Origin of the sequence: Acinetobacter sp. P1(2023) (genome assembly GCF_028367635.1) — a bacterium.
In the GTDB taxonomy this organism is placed as follows: Bacteria; Pseudomonadota; Gammaproteobacteria; order Pseudomonadales; family Moraxellaceae; genus Acinetobacter; species Acinetobacter pittii_E.
In genome coordinates this window covers 398313-418478 of record NZ_JAQNDD010000002.1, presented here as the reverse complement: position 1 = coordinate 418478, position 20166 = coordinate 398313, and the positions used below count along the sequence as shown (strand labels likewise).

Annotated in this window: 22 protein-coding genes; 5 read left to right on the top strand and 17 right to left on the bottom strand. The window is 38.9% G+C overall.

What is annotated here, in order from left to right:
• Window positions 1-148: 148 nt before the first annotated feature.
• The 9 genes from POD11_RS05080 to POD11_RS05040 are packed head-to-tail and all read right to left on the bottom strand — an operon-like array spanning window position 149 to window position 7909.
• Window positions 149-1105, bottom strand: coding sequence for a p-hydroxyphenylacetate 3-hydroxylase reductase component (locus tag POD11_RS05080; protein WP_080649450.1), 957 nt, complete (start codon window positions 1103-1105; stop codon window positions 149-151).
• Window positions 1106-1150: 45 nt separating this feature from the next.
• Window positions 1151-2104: a PDR/VanB family oxidoreductase gene (locus tag POD11_RS05075; RefSeq protein ID WP_262456604.1), complete on the bottom strand. Its 954-nt coding sequence runs from the start codon at window positions 2102-2104 to the stop codon at window positions 1151-1153.
• A gap of 34 nt (window positions 2105-2138) precedes the next feature.
• Window positions 2139-2876, bottom strand: a complete 738-nt coding sequence (locus POD11_RS05070) for an SDR family NAD(P)-dependent oxidoreductase (RefSeq protein WP_262456603.1) — start codon at window positions 2874-2876, stop codon at window positions 2139-2141.
• A gap of 10 nt (window positions 2877-2886) precedes the next feature.
• On the bottom strand, window positions 2887-3372 hold the full coding sequence (locus tag POD11_RS05065) for an aromatic-ring-hydroxylating dioxygenase subunit beta (RefSeq protein ID WP_057105586.1): 486 nt from the start codon (window positions 3370-3372) through the stop codon (window positions 2887-2889).
• Window positions 3373-3382: 10 nt separating this feature from the next.
• A complete protein-coding gene (locus POD11_RS05060; RefSeq protein WP_005069110.1) occupies window positions 3383-4660 on the bottom strand; it encodes an aromatic ring-hydroxylating oxygenase subunit alpha in 1278 nt (425 codons plus the stop codon).
• 29 nt (window positions 4661-4689) lie between these two features.
• A complete protein-coding gene (locus POD11_RS05055) occupies window positions 4690-5217 on the bottom strand; it encodes a nuclear transport factor 2 family protein (protein ID WP_262456602.1) in 528 nt (175 codons plus the stop codon).
• Between the two features lie 10 nt (window positions 5218-5227).
• Window positions 5228-5587, bottom strand: a complete 360-nt coding sequence (locus tag POD11_RS05050; RefSeq protein WP_000387554.1) for a hypothetical protein — start codon at window positions 5585-5587, stop codon at window positions 5228-5230.
• Between the two features lie 27 nt (window positions 5588-5614).
• A complete protein-coding gene (locus POD11_RS05045; protein ID WP_262456620.1) occupies window positions 5615-6763 on the bottom strand; it encodes an acyl-CoA dehydrogenase family protein in 1149 nt (382 codons plus the stop codon).
• A gap of 36 nt (window positions 6764-6799) precedes the next feature.
• Window positions 6800-7909, bottom strand: coding sequence for an amidase (locus POD11_RS05040; RefSeq protein WP_262456601.1), 1110 nt, complete (start codon window positions 7907-7909; stop codon window positions 6800-6802).
• A gap of 149 nt (window positions 7910-8058) precedes the next feature.
• On the opposite strand from POD11_RS05040, the gene POD11_RS05035 reads away from it, so the two are divergent.
• The 3 genes from POD11_RS05035 to POD11_RS05025 all read left to right on the top strand — a co-directional run bounded on the left by POD11_RS05035 (window position 8059) and on the right by POD11_RS05025 (window position 11633).
• Window positions 8059-8526, top strand: coding sequence for a MarR family winged helix-turn-helix transcriptional regulator (locus POD11_RS05035; RefSeq protein ID WP_025470292.1), 468 nt, complete (start codon window positions 8059-8061; stop codon window positions 8524-8526).
• 391 nt (window positions 8527-8917) lie between these two features.
• The gene (locus POD11_RS05030; RefSeq protein WP_125739616.1) at window positions 8918-10267 is read left to right on the top strand and encodes a spinster family MFS transporter; all 1350 of its coding nucleotides are present in this window, start codon (window positions 8918-8920) and stop codon (window positions 10265-10267) included.
• Between the two features lie 109 nt (window positions 10268-10376).
• Window positions 10377-11633, top strand: coding sequence for an OprD family porin (locus POD11_RS05025; RefSeq protein WP_262456600.1), 1257 nt, complete (start codon window positions 10377-10379; stop codon window positions 11631-11633).
• A 35-nt stretch (window positions 11634-11668) separates the two neighbouring features.
• Here POD11_RS05025 and POD11_RS05020 read toward each other — a convergent pair whose 3' ends face one another.
• From POD11_RS05020 to POD11_RS05005, 4 genes are read right to left on the bottom strand one after another with little or no spacing between them, the layout of a single operon-like run.
• On the bottom strand, window positions 11669-12412 hold the full coding sequence (locus tag POD11_RS05020) for an SDR family oxidoreductase (protein ID WP_262456599.1): 744 nt from the start codon (window positions 12410-12412) through the stop codon (window positions 11669-11671).
• A gap of 16 nt (window positions 12413-12428) precedes the next feature.
• On the bottom strand, window positions 12429-13127 hold the full coding sequence (locus POD11_RS05015) for a histidine phosphatase family protein (RefSeq protein ID WP_016140827.1): 699 nt from the start codon (window positions 13125-13127) through the stop codon (window positions 12429-12431).
• Entirely contained in the window at window positions 13124-14245 is a 1122-nt protein-coding gene (locus tag POD11_RS05010; RefSeq protein WP_262456598.1) for a phosphotransferase family protein, read from the bottom strand. The genes POD11_RS05015 and POD11_RS05010 overlap by 4 nt, the downstream gene beginning before the upstream one ends.
• A gap of 17 nt (window positions 14246-14262) precedes the next feature.
• Window positions 14263-15504 carry an acyl-CoA dehydrogenase family protein gene (locus POD11_RS05005; protein ID WP_262456597.1) on the bottom strand — a complete coding sequence of 414 codons (1242 nt, stop codon included), beginning with the start codon at window positions 15502-15504 and terminating at the stop codon, window positions 14263-14265.
• 88 nt (window positions 15505-15592) lie between these two features.
• Between POD11_RS05005 and POD11_RS05000 the strand changes: the two genes are divergently transcribed.
• Complete coding sequence (locus POD11_RS05000; protein WP_239969932.1) at window positions 15593-16513, top strand: LysR family transcriptional regulator; 921 nt, start codon at window positions 15593-15595, stop codon at window positions 16511-16513.
• A 42-nt stretch (window positions 16514-16555) separates the two neighbouring features.
• Complete coding sequence (pcaU, locus tag POD11_RS04995; protein WP_004701378.1) at window positions 16556-17368, top strand: IclR family transcriptional regulator PcaU; 813 nt, start codon at window positions 16556-16558, stop codon at window positions 17366-17368.
• A gap of 92 nt (window positions 17369-17460) precedes the next feature.
• On the opposite strand, the gene POD11_RS04990 is transcribed toward pcaU, so the two are convergent.
• The 4 genes from POD11_RS04990 to POD11_RS04975 all read right to left on the bottom strand — a co-directional run bounded on the left by POD11_RS04990 (window position 17461) and on the right by POD11_RS04975 (window position 19757).
• Window positions 17461-18327, bottom strand: coding sequence for an MBL fold metallo-hydrolase (locus POD11_RS04990; RefSeq protein WP_262456596.1), 867 nt, complete (start codon window positions 18325-18327; stop codon window positions 17461-17463).
• 4 nt (window positions 18328-18331) lie between these two features.
• Window positions 18332-18745, bottom strand: a complete 414-nt coding sequence (locus POD11_RS04985; protein WP_262456595.1) for a DUF6691 family protein — start codon at window positions 18743-18745, stop codon at window positions 18332-18334.
• A gap of 4 nt (window positions 18746-18749) precedes the next feature.
• Complete coding sequence (locus POD11_RS04980) at window positions 18750-19163, bottom strand: YeeE/YedE family protein (RefSeq protein ID WP_239969940.1); 414 nt, start codon at window positions 19161-19163, stop codon at window positions 18750-18752.
• A gap of 135 nt (window positions 19164-19298) precedes the next feature.
• A complete protein-coding gene (locus tag POD11_RS04975; RefSeq protein ID WP_262456619.1) occupies window positions 19299-19757 on the bottom strand; it encodes a DUF6438 domain-containing protein in 459 nt (152 codons plus the stop codon).
• Window positions 19758-20166 lie beyond the last annotated feature (409 nt).

The following is a 20166-nucleotide window of genomic DNA, read 5'->3' as shown; positions in this document are numbered from 1 at the left end:
TGCTGTAGTTCACTGTCTTGGCACAATCTTGTTTTATTGATAAACAAATTGTGTGCCAAAAATTCCTTGTCCATGGAATTCTTTTGTTGATAGTCAGCTAGATGTAAAGAAGCTGATAAATCAATTCAATTTATCAGCTTAATGGGGCTTATGCTACACCTGCAAAATCTCGCAGCATGGTAATAAAAATATCCTTTTGCTCATCAGAATATTTTTTAAACACTTCATTTTGGTGGCTGTCGGCAATATCAAACAAATACTGCGCCGTTTGTTTACCTTTCTCGGTCAATGCATACAAATTATCGTGATCGACCAGTAACCCTTCAAATTTTAGAATTTCAGCCGATCTTTCAACTTCTTGCATTGGCATAGCAATATCACGCGGTAAATCTTCTTTACTTGAAGCAGTACCACTGGCTAAAACGAGCAAGAGACGTGATTCACTGGTACGGAACCCAGAAGCCATTTGCTTAGGAATATAGTCAGTTTGATAGGCTTTAAAAGCACGACTCATTAAGTAGCAGACATTATTATATAAGTGCCCATAATGTGTTTGGTCTACGCCGTTCTGTTCAGTTTGTTTAACTTGAAGGCTCGGATGCGGCATTACACAAGAATATGCACCTTGATGGTAAACCAGCGGGCTTCGGCCTTGGTCATGAAAACGCACCACTTTACCAATAATAATCCAGTGGTCACCACCTTCGATCACTTGATAACGTTCGCACTCAAACACTGCAGAACAATTTTCTAAAATGGGTGCGCGTCCTGCGCCAAGTTGAAAATTGGTGTCGGCAAATTTATCAATATTGCGTCTCGAAAACTTATTTGACAGCTCAATTTGCGTGCCTGATAAAATATTGACTGCAAAATGAGTTGCTTCTTCAAATACTGAAAAACTTGACGATTTTTTATCAATACTCCACAAAATAAGTGGTGGGTCTAGAGACACTGAATTAAAGCTATTTGCAGTTACACCGACTTTCTCACCTTGTGCATTTTGTGCGGTAATAATGGTAACGCCTGTTGCAAAATTTCCTAATGCTCGTCGGAACTGTAGTGGATCGACCGTAAACTCATCTATTTGTTGTAATACATTCATCATCTTTCTCCTAAACCTTCTCTTACATCCATATAAATCGCGAGAGCATTAGATATCTAAAACTAGTCTCGGTGTTTTAGAGCGCGAACAGCACACCAATATTTGCTCATTGCTGGCCTTTTCTTCATCAGTAAAATAAACATCTCGATGATCAGGTTCGCCTTCAATCACATCACACATGCAGGTTCCGCATACCCCTTGCTCGCAAGACATCTCAATCTCGATGCCTTCTTTAGCCAAAGCCTGCAAAATGGTTTCGCCAGCTTCGACCATAATGATTTTTCCGCTACGCTCAGCCACTACCTCAAATGAATCTCCCGAGGTGTCAGTTTCGACTTGGAAATATTCTTTGTGGATTTGCTGCTCAGGAAAATCGTGAGTCGTGGCAAGGTTAATTACCCAGTCCATAAAACCGACTGGACCACAGGTATAAATATGACTTTCAGGATCAATATCTTTAATGGCAGATTCAAAAAATGCTCTATGGCTTGCACCTTCGGATTTAAAATGAAAAGTTGTGTACTTGGCTAACTCACCATTTTTAATTTCATCAACAAAAGCACAGTTTTCTGGGCTAGCGCCGCAGTAGTGAAGCTCAAATGATTCGCCTTCATGTGCAAGTTGATATGCCATCGTAATTAACGGCGTAATCCCGATACCACCGCCAATCAATACACTATGTTTCGCTTTTAAAAGCGGAAATAAATTTTTTGGCTCACTGACCTGAATTTGCATGCCATCTTTAATTTCATCAAAAGCCGAGATTGAGCCACCACGTGATTCAGGATCACGTAAAATTCCAAGGCGAAACTTACCTTCGTCATTTGGATTTTGGCAAAGTGAATATTGGCGCACCATGCCATTCGGTAAGTGCACATCAATATGCGCACCTGCTTCAACTTTTGGCAATGTTGTAGAAGTTGCAGATTCAAATTCCATGACTGCAATATTTCCACCTTCCACATGGCGATTTTTAACGACAACTTCATAAAGTGTAGTCATAATTCAACTCCCTTTTCATGGTTAAGCTCGTGGCTTAACGCATGAATAAACCACCGTTAATATCCCATGTTGCACCAGTCACAAACCCCGCATTTGGACTCGCGAGCAAGCCACAAGTTTCAGCAATAAAATGCATACTTCCTAAGGCTTTAACCGGAATATTCTGGATGAACTGTTCCATTTTTTCGTCTGGCACCACACTATGAACAATTGATGATTCCATTGGACCCGGTGCAACCGCATTGACGGTTACCCCTTTTGCCGCAAACTCTTTGGCAAAAATTTTGGTTAATGTCACAATTGCGCCTTTGGTTGCCGCATAGTGTGCACCCGTTGCAGTACCGCCATTTTGTCCCGCTAACGATGCCATATTAATGATGCGTCCATAGCCTTTTTTAGCCATATATTGGCCAATAATTTGACAAGCCTGAAAGGTGCCGCGTTGGTTGACTTGGGTTACCCAATCAAAATCGGCTGCGGTAATTTCTAATACTGGCGTTGCTTTGGTGACGGTGGCATTGTTAATCAACACATCAAGTTTAGAAAATTTTTCTTCAATCCATTGCACGGCAGCATGAAAATCTGCTTCGACAGAAATATCTAATTTCACTGGAAACATATTTTGTGCATATTGACTTTGTGCCTTGGCATTTTCGGCTTTTTCAAACGTACTTGCCGACAAAATCACTTGATGACCTTGGCTCGCAAAATATTCAGCAATGACATTACCGAGTCCAGAAGCAGCACCTGTCACTAAAACAACCTGTTTCATATTACCGCTCCTAAAGAATGTAACTAATACCAGCTAAGGTATCGGTCGAATTAACCAAGTTAATGATTTTACGGTTAATCTTAAAACCTGTAGTCGCATCACGAGTTAAATGGTAAGTAATATCTGCGGTGTAATGCTTGAGGTTTTCTTTACGAAACTCACGTAAGTTTTGAGCACACCGCAAAACGATTTCATCGTCTTGGTCTTGAACAATGCGCACACGAGAAACGCTACGCACCGTATTTGCCTTAGGTGCTGTAGAAATCGCTTCACCATTTTCAAGACGCTCTACACGTAAAGTACGCATATGATTATCGTCATAGGCATAATTTAAGTTGTTTTCGTAGTCAGTGAGGTTTGGGTCAATTGGAATGATATAAACGCCTTTTTCATTCCATAAATTGAGCCATTCACGGTATTCACTGTGATCTAACATATCTGCTTCAGCCCAGATGAAAGCAGTGACTTCATTTAATAATTGCAGATTCATATTCATTGCTCTCTCCTTAAGCCGTCATCATCTTTTTCCACTGCTGATAGGCTGCGCGCATACCTGTTTCAGCACTGACATCACTTTTTAAGCCATCTTCGGTTTTGACTTCGCCCGGTAAACCACGGTTGAGCATGATCCATAAATCATTACCAGCATTAGCGCCGTGTTGTACGCGTTCCCAAGCTTCTGAGTCATCTGGCGTACCAAAACCAAATGGGCCTTGGAAATGTTCATGCAAACGTAAGCGATATTGGTTGGCAATTTGCGGACCACCGTCCATGGTAATTACCGAGTGATGAATTTCTGTTTCAGCAACTGAAATTGGCTGTAACACACGGAAGAACGCCATTGAACATGCAATATTTGGGAATAAATTTAAGTTAAAGCCAGAACCACCCACTGCACGGACAATACGGCGTACTTCTAACTCTTCATGGCCTTCGTCGCGCAAAGCTTGAGCCAAGTCTTCAAAGCGCTCTTGAATTGGTCGCTCCATAAGCTCTTCGTCTAGATCAACCAATTCAGGAATCATCACCATAACACTGTGACCATTACCTAAATCTTCAACAAAGCCCGGTTGGTTTTCGAAGTTAAAGAGTTCTTCAGTTTTTTCATCGACAGAACTTAAAAATGACTTGTGTACCAATGGGAAGTGATAAGCATCGGTGGTATTTTCAAGCTGGATTTTCCAGTTACCCGGGAAGCGAAAACGGTGTTCACCCAGCACTTTAATTGGATAACCTGCACCTTGTTTCATAAACAGGTCAATCCATTTTTTTGCTGGCCCAAGGAACTCCTCAAGCGGTTGAATGTCTTCTTTAAATGAAGCGAAGATCATGCCGTTATATTCTTCTACACGTAGACTCACCAACGGTAATTCTGATTTATCTAAACAATCGCCGTAACTTTCCGGAGATGGCACACCGCGCAAACTGCCATCAAGTGCATAACTCCAACCGTGGTACGGACATACAAAACTGTTGGTTTTTCCTTTCTTATGTTCACATACAGTTGCTGCACGGTGACGGCAACGGTTTAAAAGTACATGGACTTTCTTTTTACGGTCACGTACCACAACCACAGGCTGTTTACCGATATTAATGGTTTTATAGCTTCCGCCTTCTGGAATTTCGCTGGCATGTGCAACCCACACCCAAGTGCTATAAAAGATTTTTTCCATTTCCTCATCAAAAATGCGTTCATCTTTATAAAGAGAAGTATGAGCACGGTCACTTTGAACCAAAGCATCGTAATCAATGCCAATGTTATGCGTTGGGATAATACTGTTCATATCAATAGTCCTTTTAAATATGTCCTGGGTCATTCCTGGGAAGGTACCGGCAATTCAGCCTCACTGTGCCAATGCGATACGGGACGACTGAAAATATTCTGTGTTTGGAAATGTTTAATTTTCCATGTTCCATCTGCTTGCTTTTGAAACTTCACATTGAGCTTTGCTGCATTCAGATGACTACGGCCATCTTGAAAGGTTGAAGTTTGCAACATCAGCCAAGAAGCATTTGCATAGCCTTGGTTTACATAAATTTGTTCTGAATTGACAAAGTGTGCATTCATAACAAAGTGAGATTCTTTTTGGGTATAGCTTTTAAACATGTCGTAAATCGACTGCCAAGAATCATAACGACCAAAAGATTTGGCATATTTCTCGCCAATACCTTCCCAAATACAGTCTTGATCAAAAAGATTCATTAGCTCGTCAAGGTCTGTATGTGTATTGAGCTCGTCGCAGATCTCCATATAACGGTTCAGGCAGTTGCGAATGGCGTTGTGCGCTTCTAACTGTTCTAGTCGCTCTAAGATTTCTGCAATATTCACTTTGTCAATCATTGCGGTCGCCTTAACGTTGGATAATTAATTCGCGCCCAACACGAGCTTCAACTTTGCAATATTTCCAAAGTTTGTATGGGCCTTCACCCACCACCGTCGTTCTAAACAGGTTACAAGCGGCATGTACGGTTTCAATATCTGGAACATCGGCAAGCAAATAAGTTGTCCAAGGCCAGCCCGCACTTGGGCCAACCATACTTTGGTCATCATCAAGGTTTCCAAAAACATGCACGCCCGGTAAGTCATGAATGCCATTCCACATTTCACCAAATGCTGCCCAAACCGCTTTTGCTTCAGCAGGTTCTGCATCAAAAAAGTTTTGGTTAATACCCATACAGAACAAAACACGTAATGATTTTTTAGCTTCCATCTCAATATCCTTTTTAAAAATTAAAACTTATAAATAACCAGGGGTTGGCTTTAACCCGAAACTAATTGAGCCTGCATTTTGTAAGGTCGCATCACCCATAAAGGCATGTTGGGTCACCACGTTGGTGTCATTTACAAAACGGCTAAATGGATTATTGGTATAAATTGCTGTCATACCCGCGAGCATTTGCATTTTTCGGGTTACTTTGGCGCAAACTCGAGCTGCATGGGTACATGCCAGACGCATATCGCTAATTTGTTCAGCAGTGGCTTCACGCCCAGCAATAATTTCATTCCAGACAATATCCATGGTTTGATAAAACCAAGATTTTGCAGCCTGAAACTCTGCATCAGCTTGAGCAAACTCATATTGAGTCACTGGGCGGTTTGCAATTTCTGCCCCACCTGTAATAGATGCTTTGCCCGGTGCTAATTTTTCAAATTCTTCTAGTGCAGCAGCTGCAACCCCAATACCAACTACAGTTAATACTTGCGTCGCTAAAGACAGTGACGGATATTTAAAAAATGGCTCGCTGAGTTTTGAAGGTTCGCCACGTACAAAGGTCCATTTCTTTTCGACCAATACATCTTCGACCACCAAATCATGGCTTCCCGTACCTTTTAGGCCAACGGTGTCCCAAGTCATTTCAATTTTGGCTTTTTTCGCAGGCATCACGGCCATGCGTGGTAAGCCCTGCATTTCATTGTTTTTAAGTGGTGAAATCCCTACACCTACAATGTCAGCTCCCATACAACCGCTTGAGAATTTCCAACGTCCACGAACCACAACACCTTCATCGGTAATTTCAGCAGGTTGTGGTGGAAAAATACCTCCTGCAAACACAACATCTGGTCCGTTTTGGTACAATTCTTTAAGCGTTTCTTCTGGCAAACTTCCTAAATAAGCAGGGCTCATGCCGAAACTTGCTACCCAGCCCACCGAACCATCAGCTTTAGATAAAGTTTCGATCAATTCGCAAAACTGTCGTGGTGACCATTCTTCACCACCAAAACGTTTAGGCACCAAGGCACGGTAAACACCAATTTGTTTAAGTTTTTCGATAATGTCTTGGCTCACGTAGGCCTGATTATCGAATTCACCTGTACAGGCACGCTCACGTATTTCTTGGCACAAAGCATCTAAGTCAACTGCTTTGTCTTGAGAAGCAAACTCCATTTTAGACAACTTATTCATCATCTAACTCCTTGTAATTTATTGCATTGCATCAACACAAAATTTAGCTATAGCGCATAATTGCTCATCTTTTTGATGCTTTGATACGATCTGTAGGCCCACGGGTAACCCTTCACTGGTTTCAAATGGCACTGAAATAGCTGGATGTCCTGATAAATTAAATGGTCGAACTAAACCCGTAAGATTTAAAAAAGCGACCGTGTTTTCAGCTTCGGAAACTTTCGGTGGAATTTGTGGAAGTGTCGGTAAAACCAATGCATCATATTTTTCTAGTAGTGCATCAAGTTCTTGGGTCAGCTGCGCTTTCACAACTTCTGCTTGTTTCACTTGCTCTAAAGTTGTTGCGGCAGCTTTTAATAAACGACCATTTACATCAGAACCAACTAAGCCTGTTTGAGTTAACTCACCAAAAGCTTGCCAATTTTCATAATTAATAATCTGCATACCTGCATCAAAAGCCGCTTTAAAATGTTCAACTTTTTCTAAAGTGGTCTGTAAATTAGCTTTTTGAAGTGCTTGATAAATACAGTTCCAAATAACCTCATCTGCTTTTACATCCAGCACAGCGAGTCTCGGTGTGCTAGTACATTGGGTAGGGTTAAAAGTTGGATCAATAATCTGCATGGCCTTTTCAATCATCTCGACTGAATTTGCAAAAGGGCCAACGCAATCTAAAGAACTTGACGGCGGATATACGCCTTTTCTGCTAACACGGCCAAAAGTCGGTTTTAAACCAAAAACTCCGCAGCACGCAGCGGGCATACGGATAGAGCCGCCCGTGTCTGTTCCTAAAGTAAAGTCAGCTTGCTTGGCAGCAACTGCTGCAGCCGAACCACTCGAAGACCCACCTGGAATAAGTTCAGGATATTTAGGATTAACAGGTGTACCAAAAGCGTGGTTAATGCCTGTAATACCAAAAGCCAATTCGTGCAAATTTGTCTTGCCAATAATTTCGCAATCAGCTTGCAAGATGTTTTTAACCACCTCAGCATCATCGTGCGCAGGTTCAACATTTAATAAAGCTCGACTGCCAGCAATGGTTTTTAGACCTTGAATATCAATTGTGTCCTTGACCATCACCTTGAGCTTGCCACTTCCTTTGTGCACGCTTTGGCTAACAATATTCATTCACTTTTCCATGTATTTTTATTCATTAATTAAAATATCGGAAAATTTAATGGAATTGTCAAGTATTTTTTATAATTTGTTCTCAAGGAAATATGCAAAATTTTGTTTATAATAGGATTACCCTTTTTTCACTAAGTTATTGCTTAGCTATGCTTGATCATTTAGAACAATTTCTTCCTAATAAAGAACCGTCGAGTATTCAAAACTTCCCTTTTTTTTGGGTTTCCCAAGTGAATGGAAAGTATTCACAACTGATTGAAAAATCAATAAAAAAACTAGGTATCGATAATACACGCCGTAAAATTATTTTAAGTACTAATGCTCTTGGGGAAGCCAGTATCACCGACATCGCCAATCTTTCTACTTTAAAATTAACTACCGCAACCAAAGCTGTATATCGCTTGGTAGAAGATGGAATTGTCGAGGTCTACTCTTCTACTTCCGATGAACGCATCTCAATGGTGAAATTAACAGCCAAAGGTATTGAGCTGGTTGAACAGATTAATCAAATTAGTGTGGTCACCTTGGCAGGCATCCTGAATGCGTTTTCAGAAGATGAATTGCACAATTTAAATTCTCAGTTAAAGAAATTATTTGATCTTATGCCATCAAGTTAGATATTTCTTTCAATAAAAATTAGCCCTTTTGAGCAGTTAAAAATTTATCTTCTTTAACTGCTCCTTTATTAAAATAAATAGAATCAAATTATTACCTCAGTAAAATATTCGTATATTTCTACTTAACATACTTTTTAAGTATTCTAACATACTCAATAAGTAATGGAATTTTACATATAAAAAGAAAATAATAATTCCATGATCTTAAAAGCCCAATTACTTCCTAATTGGATTTAGACACTCTCTTCCGGTCTATACGAGACCAAATTACTCATTTCTAGCCTATTTATTATTCTTATCTAAAAGGGGAAAAAGTATCGAAAACTTCAGAGGAATAATAAAAGTTAGATATCAATTTCTTTAAAGCGTTTTATACATAAGGATTAAGTGTATGAACCAAAGTAATATCGCTGTTGAAAGGACACAGAAAAAAAGCAATGCCTATGCATGGTATGTGGTGATACTTTGTATGTTGGCATATATATTTTCATTTATTGATCGCCAAATTCTGGCGCTGATGATTGAACCCATCAAAGCAGATCTCCAACTTTCAGATACCCAATTTAGTTTGTTACATGGTCTTGCCTTTTCACTATTTTATGCGGTTATGGGATTACCACTCGCTTATATTGCTGACCGTTTTTCACGACCAAAACTGATTTCAATCGGGATTATTGTTTGGAGTCTAGCAACGGCAACTTGTGGTTTAAGTAAAAACTTTATTCAACTATTTTTAAGCCGTATGGCAGTAGGTGTCGGTGAAGCTGCGTTATCTCCAGCTGCTTATTCAATGTTTAGTGACATGTTTAGTAAGGACAAACTAGGCCGTGCTGTTGGGATTTATTCAATTGGTGCTTTTTTAGGGGGCGGTATTGCCTTTTTAGTTGGCGGTTATGTCATTAACTTGCTTAAAGGCGTGACACTCATTGAAGTTCCACTATTAGGCGCACTTAAAGCATGGCAAATTGCCTTTTTAGTGGTGGGTTTACCCGGCATTATTATTGGTTTGTTATTTATTTTGACCGTTAAAGACCCTGCGCGTAAAGGCCAACAGCTCAACCAACATGGACAAGTCGACCAAGTTAAATTCACACAATGTCTTCAGTTTATTAAAAAACATTCGAAAACTTTTGCCTGTCATTATTTAGGTTTTACCTTTTATGCAATGGCACTCTATAGCCTAACTAGCTGGACACCTGCATTTTATATTCGAAAGTTTCAACTTGCACCGACTGAAACAGGCTATATGCTTGGTACGATTCTATTAATTGCAAATACATTAGGTGTGTTTTGTGCAGGTTGGCTAAACGACTGGTTTATTAAAAAAGGTCGTCAAGATGCACCGATGTTCACAGGTGTGATTGGGATTGTTGGCCTGATTATTCCGATTGCATTTTTTACCCAAACAGATCAGCTTTGGCTTTCAGTCAGCTTACTGATTCCTGCAATGTTCTTTGCGTCTTTCCCTTTAGTGATTTCGGCAACTGCTTTGCAAATGTTAGCTCCAAACCAATTTAGAGCACGACTTTCTGCTCTCTTTCTTTTGGTTAGTAACTTAATTGGACTCGGTATTGGTACAACATTGGTAGCCATTATTACAGATAAAGTTTTTGGTAGTCCGTTAATGGTAGGTTCTTCTTTATCTATTGTAGGTGGTCTGTCTTGTGTACTGGCTTTAATTCTGCTTTTTAAAGGCTGCAAATTCTTTAGTGAAAGCATGAAACTTGAAAAATTAAATTAATAGATCTCAATAATTGCAAAAAAGTACTCTCTATTTAAACACATAGAGAGTACCCAAATATTCAAAATTAAGTATTGCCGAGGACAGGCATATATCTGGGAAATGGATTATGGAATTATTTCACCGTTTTAAACCACACACTTTAGCTGTTACTACTTTATTACTTATGTGCAGCAGCTCATGGGCCGCAAATCCGAATCAGCAAACTGAAGATGAATGGAAATTCACTTTAAAAAATGCTTATATCAATCGCGATTTTGATAATGATGCATTAAAAGATACTGGTAGTTGGTCTCAGGCAGCGTCATTATTTTATAAATCAAAAATGCATGACACTCCCTTACTCATAGCAGATAAGCCAATCACGATTGGGGCCGATGCTTCTGTCCAATACGCCGTGCGCTTGAGTTCAGATAAACATGTCGCCGACACAGTTTTGCCTTTTAATAAAGAAACACAATCTCAGGCATCAGACTATCTAAAATACGGCGCGACTTTAAAACTGGGTTATGACAGAACTCTTTTAAGTGTCGGTGAACTTTGGCTCGATTTACCTGTAACAGCTGTTGATGCTAGCCGTCAGTTACTCACTTCATATTGGGGAACCAACTTAAAGTCGCAACTTTCAGATCAGCTTTACGCAGAAATTGGCCGAGTGGAAAAAGTATCTCCACGAAATGAAGAAGACTTTAAAAAGTTTTCCTTTACGGCAAATGGAATTACCAAAGAATCTGATGGCCTTAACTACATTGACTTGCGCTATCAATTTACGCCGTCTTTAAAGGGCGAATATTACTTCGGTAATTTGGAAGATCTGTATAACAAGCATTATGTTGGGCTTGAACATACGTGGAAGCAGCCAACTTTTGCCCTCACCTCTAAGTTTAAATACTTTAATGCAAAAGATGATGGCAATACTTTTGATATTGATGCGCAGAACATCGGATTACTTGAAACCGTTAAAGTAAAAAACCATACCTTTGGTTTGGGTTACCAACAAATTATTGGTGAATCGGCTTACCCGCTACCAGATGGCTTCTTACCAGAAACCTATTTCATTAACTGGAATGCCACAGGTTTCTTTAAAGAAGATGAAAAGTCTTACCATGTCATGTACGGCTACGACTTTAAAGATTATGTACCCGGTTTAAATGCGATGGTGAAATATGTTTACGGCCATGACTTCAAAGCAGCCAACGGTGAAAAGAACCATGAAACTGAATCGAATGTGATTTTAAACTATGCGTTCCAGCAACCATTCTTAAAAGGCGTTGCCCTGCAATACATTCGTATTGATTACAACGTAAAACACGGTAATGACTTTGGTGAAGACCGCTTTTTTGTCAATTACACCAAAAAGTTCTAAATAAAAAATACCCCCTAAAATTTAGGGGGTAACTATTATCCTAATTTATTGACCAACTTTAAAGGTAAAACTTTCATGGCAATACTCATTGGTAACCATGGCCACTGCGGCACATAAGCCTTTACAGGTTGTTTTTCGATGGCTTTGACCAAAGCTTTACATCCTGTTTTGGCATCTACTTCAAAAGGTAAATGTTTAGCACCCTCATTCATTTCAGTTCGGATGTAACCCGGAAAAATTGTAGAAACTTTAATTGGTGTATCCAATAATTCAGCACGAATACCTTCGGCCAAGTGAGCCACCGCAGCTTTACTGGCCGCATAGGTCGATAAATGTTTTGGTAATCCGCGCATAGCACTCATGGATGACATCACCACCAAATGACCTGCGTTTTGTGCTCTAAAAATTTCAACCGCTGCTTCACATTGTGCTAAAGCAGAAATAAAGTTCGTTTCAGCAGTTGCCTTATTAATTTCAAAATTACCTTTACCAATGCGGCGGCCATTTCCAACTCCCGCATTTACAATAATTCGGTCTAAATAGCCAAATTCTTGTTTAAAGGCGTGAAATACTTCAAAAACCTGATCGTAATTGGTGACATCCAGACTTTTTGCAATGACTTTTATACCGTACTCATTTTCAAGTTCAGTTTTTAAATCTTCCAATCTGTCTAAACGGCGTGCACAAATTGCTAAGTTATAGCCTTTGGCTGCAAATTCATGCGCCATACCCGCGCCAAGACCTGAACTTGCACCTGTAATTAAAATTGTCTTTGCCATGTTTTTATCCTTATTTTTAAATCCATGTCAGTAAATCTGGACGTTTAGCTTTTATAAAATGATGTTCATTTAAACTTAACACCTGAGCTTCATTTCCAACCAAACGCAAAGTGGTGAGGCTTGTATTAGCAATTGCCCAATTCAAGGCAAAAGTTCGATTGGGACTCAGTTCAAGTAGTTTGCCAATTGCTACTGAAATGACACCGCCAGAGGTAAAAACAACTGCATAGCGAGGCTTGGTTTTTGCCAAATCATCACAAAGTTGCTGCAATGCCGTTTCGACTCTTTCCTTAAAGTGCGGCCAAGACTCATCATATTCATGATGAAAATCACCATCTGTCCATCGTCCAATGGCACCTTCGAATATTTTGGCAAGATATGCACGTGGGTTTTGTTCTTGTGCGACATCAGCTTTTAAAAGTTCAGGTTGTTCAAAACGCGGCTCATAACGGGCAAAAACCTGTTGATGGTTAAACTCATTCCATAAATTATTATGATGAATCACCGCATCTGGAAAGCATTCATTGAGTGCGAGCTTTGCAGTTTGTTCATGGCGCTGCATAGTTCCCGCAACTACATACGGTTGTTCTTTCAATATTTGCTTAAAATATTGACCTAATAAAGTCGCTTGAGCTTCACCATTTTCAGACAGCTCATCATAGTTACTTTTACCAAATGATGCCTGCCCATGTCTTACCAGATAAATTGTGGTCATCTTCTTAAAATACCCTGTATTTTCTGTAGAGATTGCTGAGCAAATTCTGATTCTTGCAATTTTTGCTGCGCGATAAGTTTTAAAGCTCTGATATGTAGTGCATGAATGACAATCCAGAAATCTTTAAAAGCAGGGTTTCGGGTTTGCTTGTGGTAATAACGGTAATAGATTTGCTGGGCAATCACGGCTAAACGAAATACACCAAACACTTCATAAAAAGCCCAATTTGTAGGTTTCAGTCCTGTTTTTTGCAAATAATACTCAACCACTTCTTTTCGAGAGAACATTCCCTTTAAGTGAGTCGGCTGACGGCGTGTCGATCTAAAAATCATGTTATCCGTTGGCTCAACCCAATAGGCCAAGGCACTTCCCAAGTCCATTAATGGATCACCCAAGGTCGCCATTTCCCAATCCAGCACTCCAATCACTTCTGTTGGATGTTCTGGGTCTAACACCACATTATCAAAACGCCAATCATTATGAATAATACAAGTCGTAGAATCTTGAGGGATATTATTGTTTAGCCATTTTCGAACATATTTAAAAGAAGGAACATTGATTGTACGGACTTTCTCATAACGTTTATCCCAACCTTCAACTTGTCTACGGCAATACCCTGTACCTTTGCCTAGTTCAGCTAAAGGCGTGTTCTCATAAGGAACTTGATGTAGCTCAATCAACTTATCAATAACGTTTACACAAAGCTCATGAACATCTTCTTCATTAAAACCAAGTTCAGGCGGCAGTTTTGCACGAGGAATAATGCCTTCAATGCGTTCCATAACATAAAAATCACAGCCAATGACCGATTCATCCTGACAAAGTGCCACCATTTTAGGAAGCACTGGATAATAAGGTGCAAGATTTTTCTGCACCATATATTCACGGGCCATATCATGAGCTGACTTCGCTTTTGTTCCTTTTGGAGGACGCCGTAAAATTAGATCGGTATTTTCATACTTTAAACGGTAAGTCCAATTCGACGCCCCACCTGTATATTGAGTAACAACTGCTGATCCAACCAACTCAACACCTTGGCTTTTTAACCAGTTTTCAACTGCCCCAATATCAAGCTCTTCACCTTCACGTACTTCACCGCCTATATCAATTACCGACATATTCACTTCCTTTAAACTTATACTTTCTTATGACGACCATAACCACGTTTGGCCAACTCTAATTTGGCAATCATGCCTTTATGTACTTCATCTGGACCATCAGCTAAACGTAAACTGCGTGCTTGGGCAAAGAAACCTGTTAATGGTGTATCTCTTGAAACACCCGCACCGCCATGTAGCTGAATCGCCATATCGACTACTTTTTCTAAAACACTCGGGGCGACCACTTTAATTGCAGATATTTCTGTTAAAGCAGCCATATTTCCTAAAGTATCCATTTTATAAGCAGCATACAAGGTTAAAAGTCTGGCTTGATCTATGGCGACTCGGGCATCAGCCACGCGTTCGAGGTTTCCACCGAGTTTTAAAATTTCTTTGCCAAACGCCGTTCTAGACATGCCGCGATCAATCATAAGTTCTAGCGCTTTTTCAGCAGCCCCAATGCAACGCATGCAATGGTGAATACGTCCTGGTCCTAAGCGACCTTGGGCAATTTCAAAACCTTGCCCCGCTCCGCCAATAAAGTTTTCGATAGGTACTCGAACATTATTAAAATGAACTTCACCATGTCCATGCGGTGCATCGTAGTCACCAAAAACAGGTAACATCCGCTGAATTTCAACACCTGCCGTATCAATCGGTACTAAAACCATAGAGTGTTGATGATGACGGTCTTTGGTTTCATCTGGAGTATGCGCCATAAAAATAATGACTTTGGCATTTGGATCACCTAAGCCAGAAGACCACCACTTTTTGCCATTTAAAACAATTTCATTACCGTCAATGAGCGCAGTCGCTTGCATATTGGTCGCATCACTTGAAGCAACCTCGGGTTCAGTCATACAAAAAACCGAACGGATTTTGCCGTTCAATAAAGGCTGTAGCCATTGCTGTTTTTGTTGTTCACTACCATAGCGCCATAACAATTCCATATTTCCCGTATCTGGTGCATTACAGTTAAAAACCGTAGGTGCCAATAAACTACGACCAGTTAATTCGGCTATATGCGCATATTCTTGAACAGTTAACCCAGCGCCCAGCTTTTCATCGGGTAAAAACATATTCCAAAGACCAGCTTGCTTTGCTTTAGATTTCAAAGTTTCTAAAAGCTCAGGCCATTGCCATTTTTTCCAGTTTCCATCTGGATTTAACTCGTGAACTTCTTCCCAAAATTTTGCTTCGACAGGTTCTATTTCTTCTAAAATAAATTTTCTAGTTCGCTCGGTGAAGTCCTGAGCTTTCTTTGAGAGTTCAAACATTCTTTTTCCTTTACATCATTATCTGGTCTTTACATCAACATAACTTGAAAATTAATATGAATGAAATGATTTTATTAAATAACACCTCATGAATAATATTCATAACCTGCATGGCCTAGACCTAAGCTTTTTTCATAGAATTGATATCAATTTATATCCGCTATTTATCGCGATTTATGAGCAAAAAAGTATTTCAAATGCGGCAAGTAGTCTTAATATTACGCAGTCGGCAGCAAGTCACGCCCTGCAAAGATTACGTCAGCAACTTGAAGATGATGTATTTATACGTGTAGGCAATAAAATGTCGGCCACTCCTTTTGCAGAACAAATTTATCCGACAGTGAAACAGGCACTTTTAACGATTCAAAATATTAGCCAACAGAAACACGTCTTTGATCCAACAAGTCTAAAAAATTTAAAAATCGCCGTGCATGATGAAATTGAGCCGATTATTCTTCCAAGACTCGCTCAACACTTTCAAAATCTTAATTTAGATTTGCAGTTTGTCAGTATGAAGCTAGATCGAAAACACATCATGGCGGACTTGGCAACACAGCAGCTCGATTTTGTGATTGACCTAGAACAATATTTATCTCCAAAAATTACCTTTGATCATTTGGTAACAGATGAGTTCGTCATTTGCAGTCAACTTAAAGAAGTCGATTTATCGAGCTATATTAGTGGTCGACATATCGGTGTTTCGTCACGCCGTACAGGCGCCTTACTTGAAGATATTTATTTAAACCAACATCAAAAAATTTCAAGAAATGTATTTATGCGCTGTCAGAACTACTCAACGGCACTACAAGTTTTAGGTGCTCAAGCCAACGCAATACTGACCATGCCACGTATGATTTTGCAGCATTTATCTTATAGTCCTGAAATTTGCTTACATTCCCTACCTTTTGAGATAACCAATATTAAAATGGGTATGTTTTGGCACGAAGATTTAAGGGATAATTTAAGACATCAATTTTTGCGACATGAAATTATTAAACTTTTTCAGTAAAGCACATTGATCTACTAAGCTTCTATCGTACAAGGACCAGTAATGAGTAAAGATGAACGGATAATCCAGAATCAGGACAACAAAAAAACGATTCGTCATGAAGATTACATTGCTGGTATTGGTAAAGGCATGGCAATTTTAGATAGCTTTAGTAGTAATCAACATCGTTTAAATATTTCGATGGCGGCCGAAAAAACCGGACTCACTCGTGCAGCCGCAAGACGCCATTTATTAACTTTAGAATATTTAGGTTATCTTGAATCTGATGGACATTATTATTATTTAACTCCCAAAGTCTTGAAGTTTTCAGGAGCTTATTTGGGTGCAGCCCAGCTTCCGAAAGTGTCTCAGCCTTTATTAAATCTGTTAACTAACCAAACTTCTCTCATTTACTCGGTGATGGTACTTGATGGGTATGAAGCCATTACCATTGCCCGTAGTGCCGCGCACCAACAAACAGACCGTGTAAATCCATACGGCTTACACTTAGGTAACCGTCTGCCTGCTCATGCGACCTCAGCGGGTAAAATTTTACTGGCGCATTTAAGCCAACAAGAACAACTCGACTGGCTTCAAAAATATCCACTTCAGCGTTTAACTAAATATACCCATGTCGAAAATGATAAATTTTTAGAGTTACTAAAAGAGATTCGAGAACAAGACTGGTGTTATTCGCGTGAGGAACATGAATTAGGAGTTCATGCGCTCGCCGTACCGATTTATGGACAAGACTTTAAAGTCGTTGCAGCTTTAAATATTGTTTCACCTACCATGAAAACAACTGAAGAATATTTAATTCAACACATTTTGCCTTTATTGCAAGAGACTTCGCGGGATTTGAGACAAGTTCTTTAAATCTTACTTAGGCTATTTTTAGAAGATAATTTTATTATTTGCTTAGGCTATTTAGGGCTAAAAAGGATCTAGAATGAATGCTTAGGCTATTTCTAGAAGGAATTGAATGGAATTTTTAAATAACAGATGCCATTCGCTTCAGGTTCCGGAAAATTTCCACCGTTCATATTAATTTGAATTGAAGGCAAAATTAATTTTGGCATTGCCAAAGTTGCATCTCGTTCTTGGCGCATTCTTATGAATGAGTCCTTAGAAACGCGTCGGTTTAAATGAATGTTGCTTTGCTTTTGAGTCTTAATATTTATTTGACAGATATATTCATCACGACCTTCGGGTTTATAGTCATGGCATAAGAACATACGCATTTCGTCAGGAAGTTGGTAAAGCTTTTGTACGGAATCATAAAGCTCAGCAGCACTTCCTTTAGGAAAGTCGCATCTCGCTGAGCCATAATCAGGCATAAATAAAGTATCACCTACAAAAACGGCATCAGCAATCACATAGCTTAAGCAAGCAGGTGTATGCCCTGGTGTAGGAATGTTATAGGCTTCTATATCTCCTATTTTGAAATGTTCATAATCTTCGAACAAATAATCAAAAGGCTGGTTTTCATTAAATTTTTTAAAATCAAAATTATAGATAGCGGAAAATGTTTCTTGTACGATTGAGATTTTTTGACTAATTGCAATTGTACCGCCCAATTTAGATTTTAAATATTGAGCCGCGGTCATATGGTCGGCATGTACATGGGTTTCTAAAATCCATTGCACTTTAAAGTTTTGAGCCAAAACATAATCGACAATACGATCGGCATTGGTTGTTTTTGTAGTTGCCGAAGCTGCGTCATAGTCAAGCACACTATCAATAATTGCGCATTGATGAGTCACCAAATCTGCAACAACATAGCTAAAAGTATTGGTGTTTTCATCAAAAAAATCTTTTACTAGAGGTTGTTGCATAGGTTTAATTTCCTTTATTTAAGACTCGGTAAATAAACATTCCTAATAACATAGCGACAATAAAATAAAGCGCTTCAAAATGTCCTAACCCTATAAGCGTTAAAGCGGGTGCTGGACATATTCCTGCTATTCCCCAGCCTATACCGAAAATAAAAGCCCCAACAATTAACCTTTGGTCAATCTGTGTATTTGTTGGTAATTGAATTTGTTCATTAAAAAGTGTTCTAGGGCTTTTTATAGCCTTTTGAAACGGAATAAATGCCACAGCAATTGCACCTAACATCACAAACATTAAGCTAATATCCCACTGCCCAAAGATATCTAAAAAACCTAATACCTTTTCAGGATTAGACATACCAGAAATCATTAAACCTAATGAAAACAAACCACCAAATATAAAAGCAAAAATATTTTTCATAGGATTACCCCAGCACATGACGAATGATATAAACCGTTAACATGCCAGCAAACATAAAAACTGCTGTCGCCACTATTGAGCGTTTTGATAACCTGCTCATACCACAAATACCATGCCCACTTGTACAGCCTGATCCAAGTCGAGTACCAAAACCAACAAGTAACCCTGCCAGAATAAGTACAAATGAATTGGCTTTAATTTCGATTTCAGGCTGATAGAAATAACCATATATGAAAGGTGTAATCACGAGTCCTGCAATGAACCAAAATGCTGAACTTTTAAAAATATCTTTAGTAGGATTTATAACTTGAGCAAGCAATCCACTAATTCCGGCTATACGACCATTTATATATAAATATCCAACTGTTGCGATGCCGAGTAATAAACCACCTACAAAGGCATAGACAATATTTGACATATAACCACCCTAAACAATATATGTTTTTATAATTTGTATTATACGCTGATTTGTTTAGGAGTACTTAAAATAAAATTTTTAAGTTTATAATTGTTCTTAACAAGAAAAAGCCCCAAAGTTTTGGGGCTTTTGTCATTAAATTAGATCTTTAATGCCTAATTGATCTGGCAAGCTATCCATAATCTTATTAAGTCTACTATTTGCCGGAGACATGCAACCTTTATAATGGCTTAACTTAGTTTCTGTACCATTTGGTTGAATCCATGAAATGTAATAGCTAGACATATCTGTTGCAGTTTGCTGACATCCACCAGTTTTCGCTTGTGTACCTGTTTCAGGTCGGTAAGTTTTTAGATCATCTGCAAGTTTTTTATAATCTTTTACGCTACCTTGAATTTCTTTAACACCGATAGCTTTAGTATATTGTTTACCTTCAAAACGAATTAAACCCGTAGGTGTTACTTCTACAGAATAGATTGGGCATGCGCCAAAGCATGGACTAGAAGCATAACGAATTGTCTCTTGTGTATTCGTTGCTTGCTGAACAGAAGCACAACCCATCAAAGCTAAACCAGATAAAGTTGCAAGAACCAAAAATCTCATCGTATCACCTATTATTATCAAGTGGCTTTAATTTAACAAATCAGACACTTCTTGTCATTAAAGACTATTTTTTGTGATTCTCATCAGTATTTATTTGCTTAATTTTACTTAGGCTATTTTAATAGTAGTTAAAAATAGCTTTCGTCAAGTCATAAAAAAAGGCTCATCTTGCGATGAGCCTTAAGCTAAAAAGAGCTTAAATTCCTGAAATACAAATTATTACTGGGTAGTAATAATCTGCGACGACCATTCTAACGCAACCCAATAAATTATATAAATATAATATAAGTATATATTTACGCTCATTTTTCCAACAAAAATACCCTAATTTTCTCTATCAAAAACTTGATAATGTTTATTTCTAATTAAAATTCACAACTTTAAGTTAAACAAAACTTAA

Coding starts and splice junctions, on each gene's coding strand:
- POD11_RS05050 (WP_000387554.1), bottom strand. CDS start 5,587: ATGGAAGCTAAAAAATCATTACGTGTTTTGTTCTGTATGGGTATTAAC.
- POD11_RS05035 (WP_025470292.1), top strand. CDS start 8,059: ATGCTTGATCATTTAGAACAATTTCTTCCTAATAAAGAACCGTCGAGT.
- POD11_RS05060 (WP_005069110.1), bottom strand. CDS start 4,660: ATGAACAGTATTATCCCAACGCATAACATTGGCATTGATTACGATGCT.
- POD11_RS05030 (WP_125739616.1), top strand. CDS start 8,918: ATGAACCAAAGTAATATCGCTGTTGAAAGGACACAGAAAAAAAGCAAT.
- POD11_RS04980 (WP_239969940.1), bottom strand. CDS start 19,163: ATGTCAAATATTGTCTATGCCTTTGTAGGTGGTTTATTACTCGGCATC.
- POD11_RS05070 (WP_262456603.1), bottom strand. CDS start 2,876: ATGAAACAGGTTGTTTTAGTGACAGGTGCTGCTTCTGGACTCGGTAAT.
- pcaU (WP_004701378.1), top strand. CDS start 16,556: ATGAGTAAAGATGAACGGATAATCCAGAATCAGGACAACAAAAAAACG.
- POD11_RS05005 (WP_262456597.1), bottom strand. CDS start 15,504: ATGTTTGAACTCTCAAAGAAAGCTCAGGACTTCACCGAGCGAACTAGA.
- POD11_RS05020 (WP_262456599.1), bottom strand. CDS start 12,412: ATGGCAAAGACAATTTTAATTACAGGTGCAAGTTCAGGTCTTGGCGCG.
- POD11_RS04990 (WP_262456596.1), bottom strand. CDS start 18,327: ATGCAACAACCTCTAGTAAAAGATTTTTTTGATGAAAACACCAATACT.
- POD11_RS04985 (WP_262456595.1), bottom strand. CDS start 18,745: ATGAAAAATATTTTTGCTTTTATATTTGGTGGTTTGTTTTCATTAGGT.
- POD11_RS05010 (WP_262456598.1), bottom strand. CDS start 14,245: ATGTCGGTAATTGATATAGGCGGTGAAGTACGTGAAGGTGAAGAGCTT.
- POD11_RS05080 (WP_080649450.1), bottom strand. CDS start 1,105: ATGATGAATGTATTACAACAAATAGATGAGTTTACGGTCGATCCACTA.
- POD11_RS05040 (WP_262456601.1), bottom strand. CDS start 7,909: ATGAATATTGTTAGCCAAAGCGTGCACAAAGGAAGTGGCAAGCTCAAG.
- POD11_RS05000 (WP_239969932.1), top strand. CDS start 15,593: ATGAATAATATTCATAACCTGCATGGCCTAGACCTAAGCTTTTTTCAT.
- POD11_RS05065 (WP_057105586.1), bottom strand. CDS start 3,372: ATGAATATGAATCTGCAATTATTAAATGAAGTCACTGCTTTCATCTGG.
- POD11_RS05055 (WP_262456602.1), bottom strand. CDS start 5,217: ATGATTGACAAAGTGAATATTGCAGAAATCTTAGAGCGACTAGAACAG.
- POD11_RS05045 (WP_262456620.1), bottom strand. CDS start 6,763: ATGGAGTTTGCTTCTCAAGACAAAGCAGTTGACTTAGATGCTTTGTGC.
- POD11_RS05075 (WP_262456604.1), bottom strand. CDS start 2,104: ATGACTACACTTTATGAAGTTGTCGTTAAAAATCGCCATGTGGAAGGT.
- POD11_RS05015 (WP_016140827.1), bottom strand. CDS start 13,127: ATGACCACAATTTATCTGGTAAGACATGGGCAGGCATCATTTGGTAAA.
- POD11_RS05025 (WP_262456600.1), top strand. CDS start 10,377: ATGGAATTATTTCACCGTTTTAAACCACACACTTTAGCTGTTACTACT.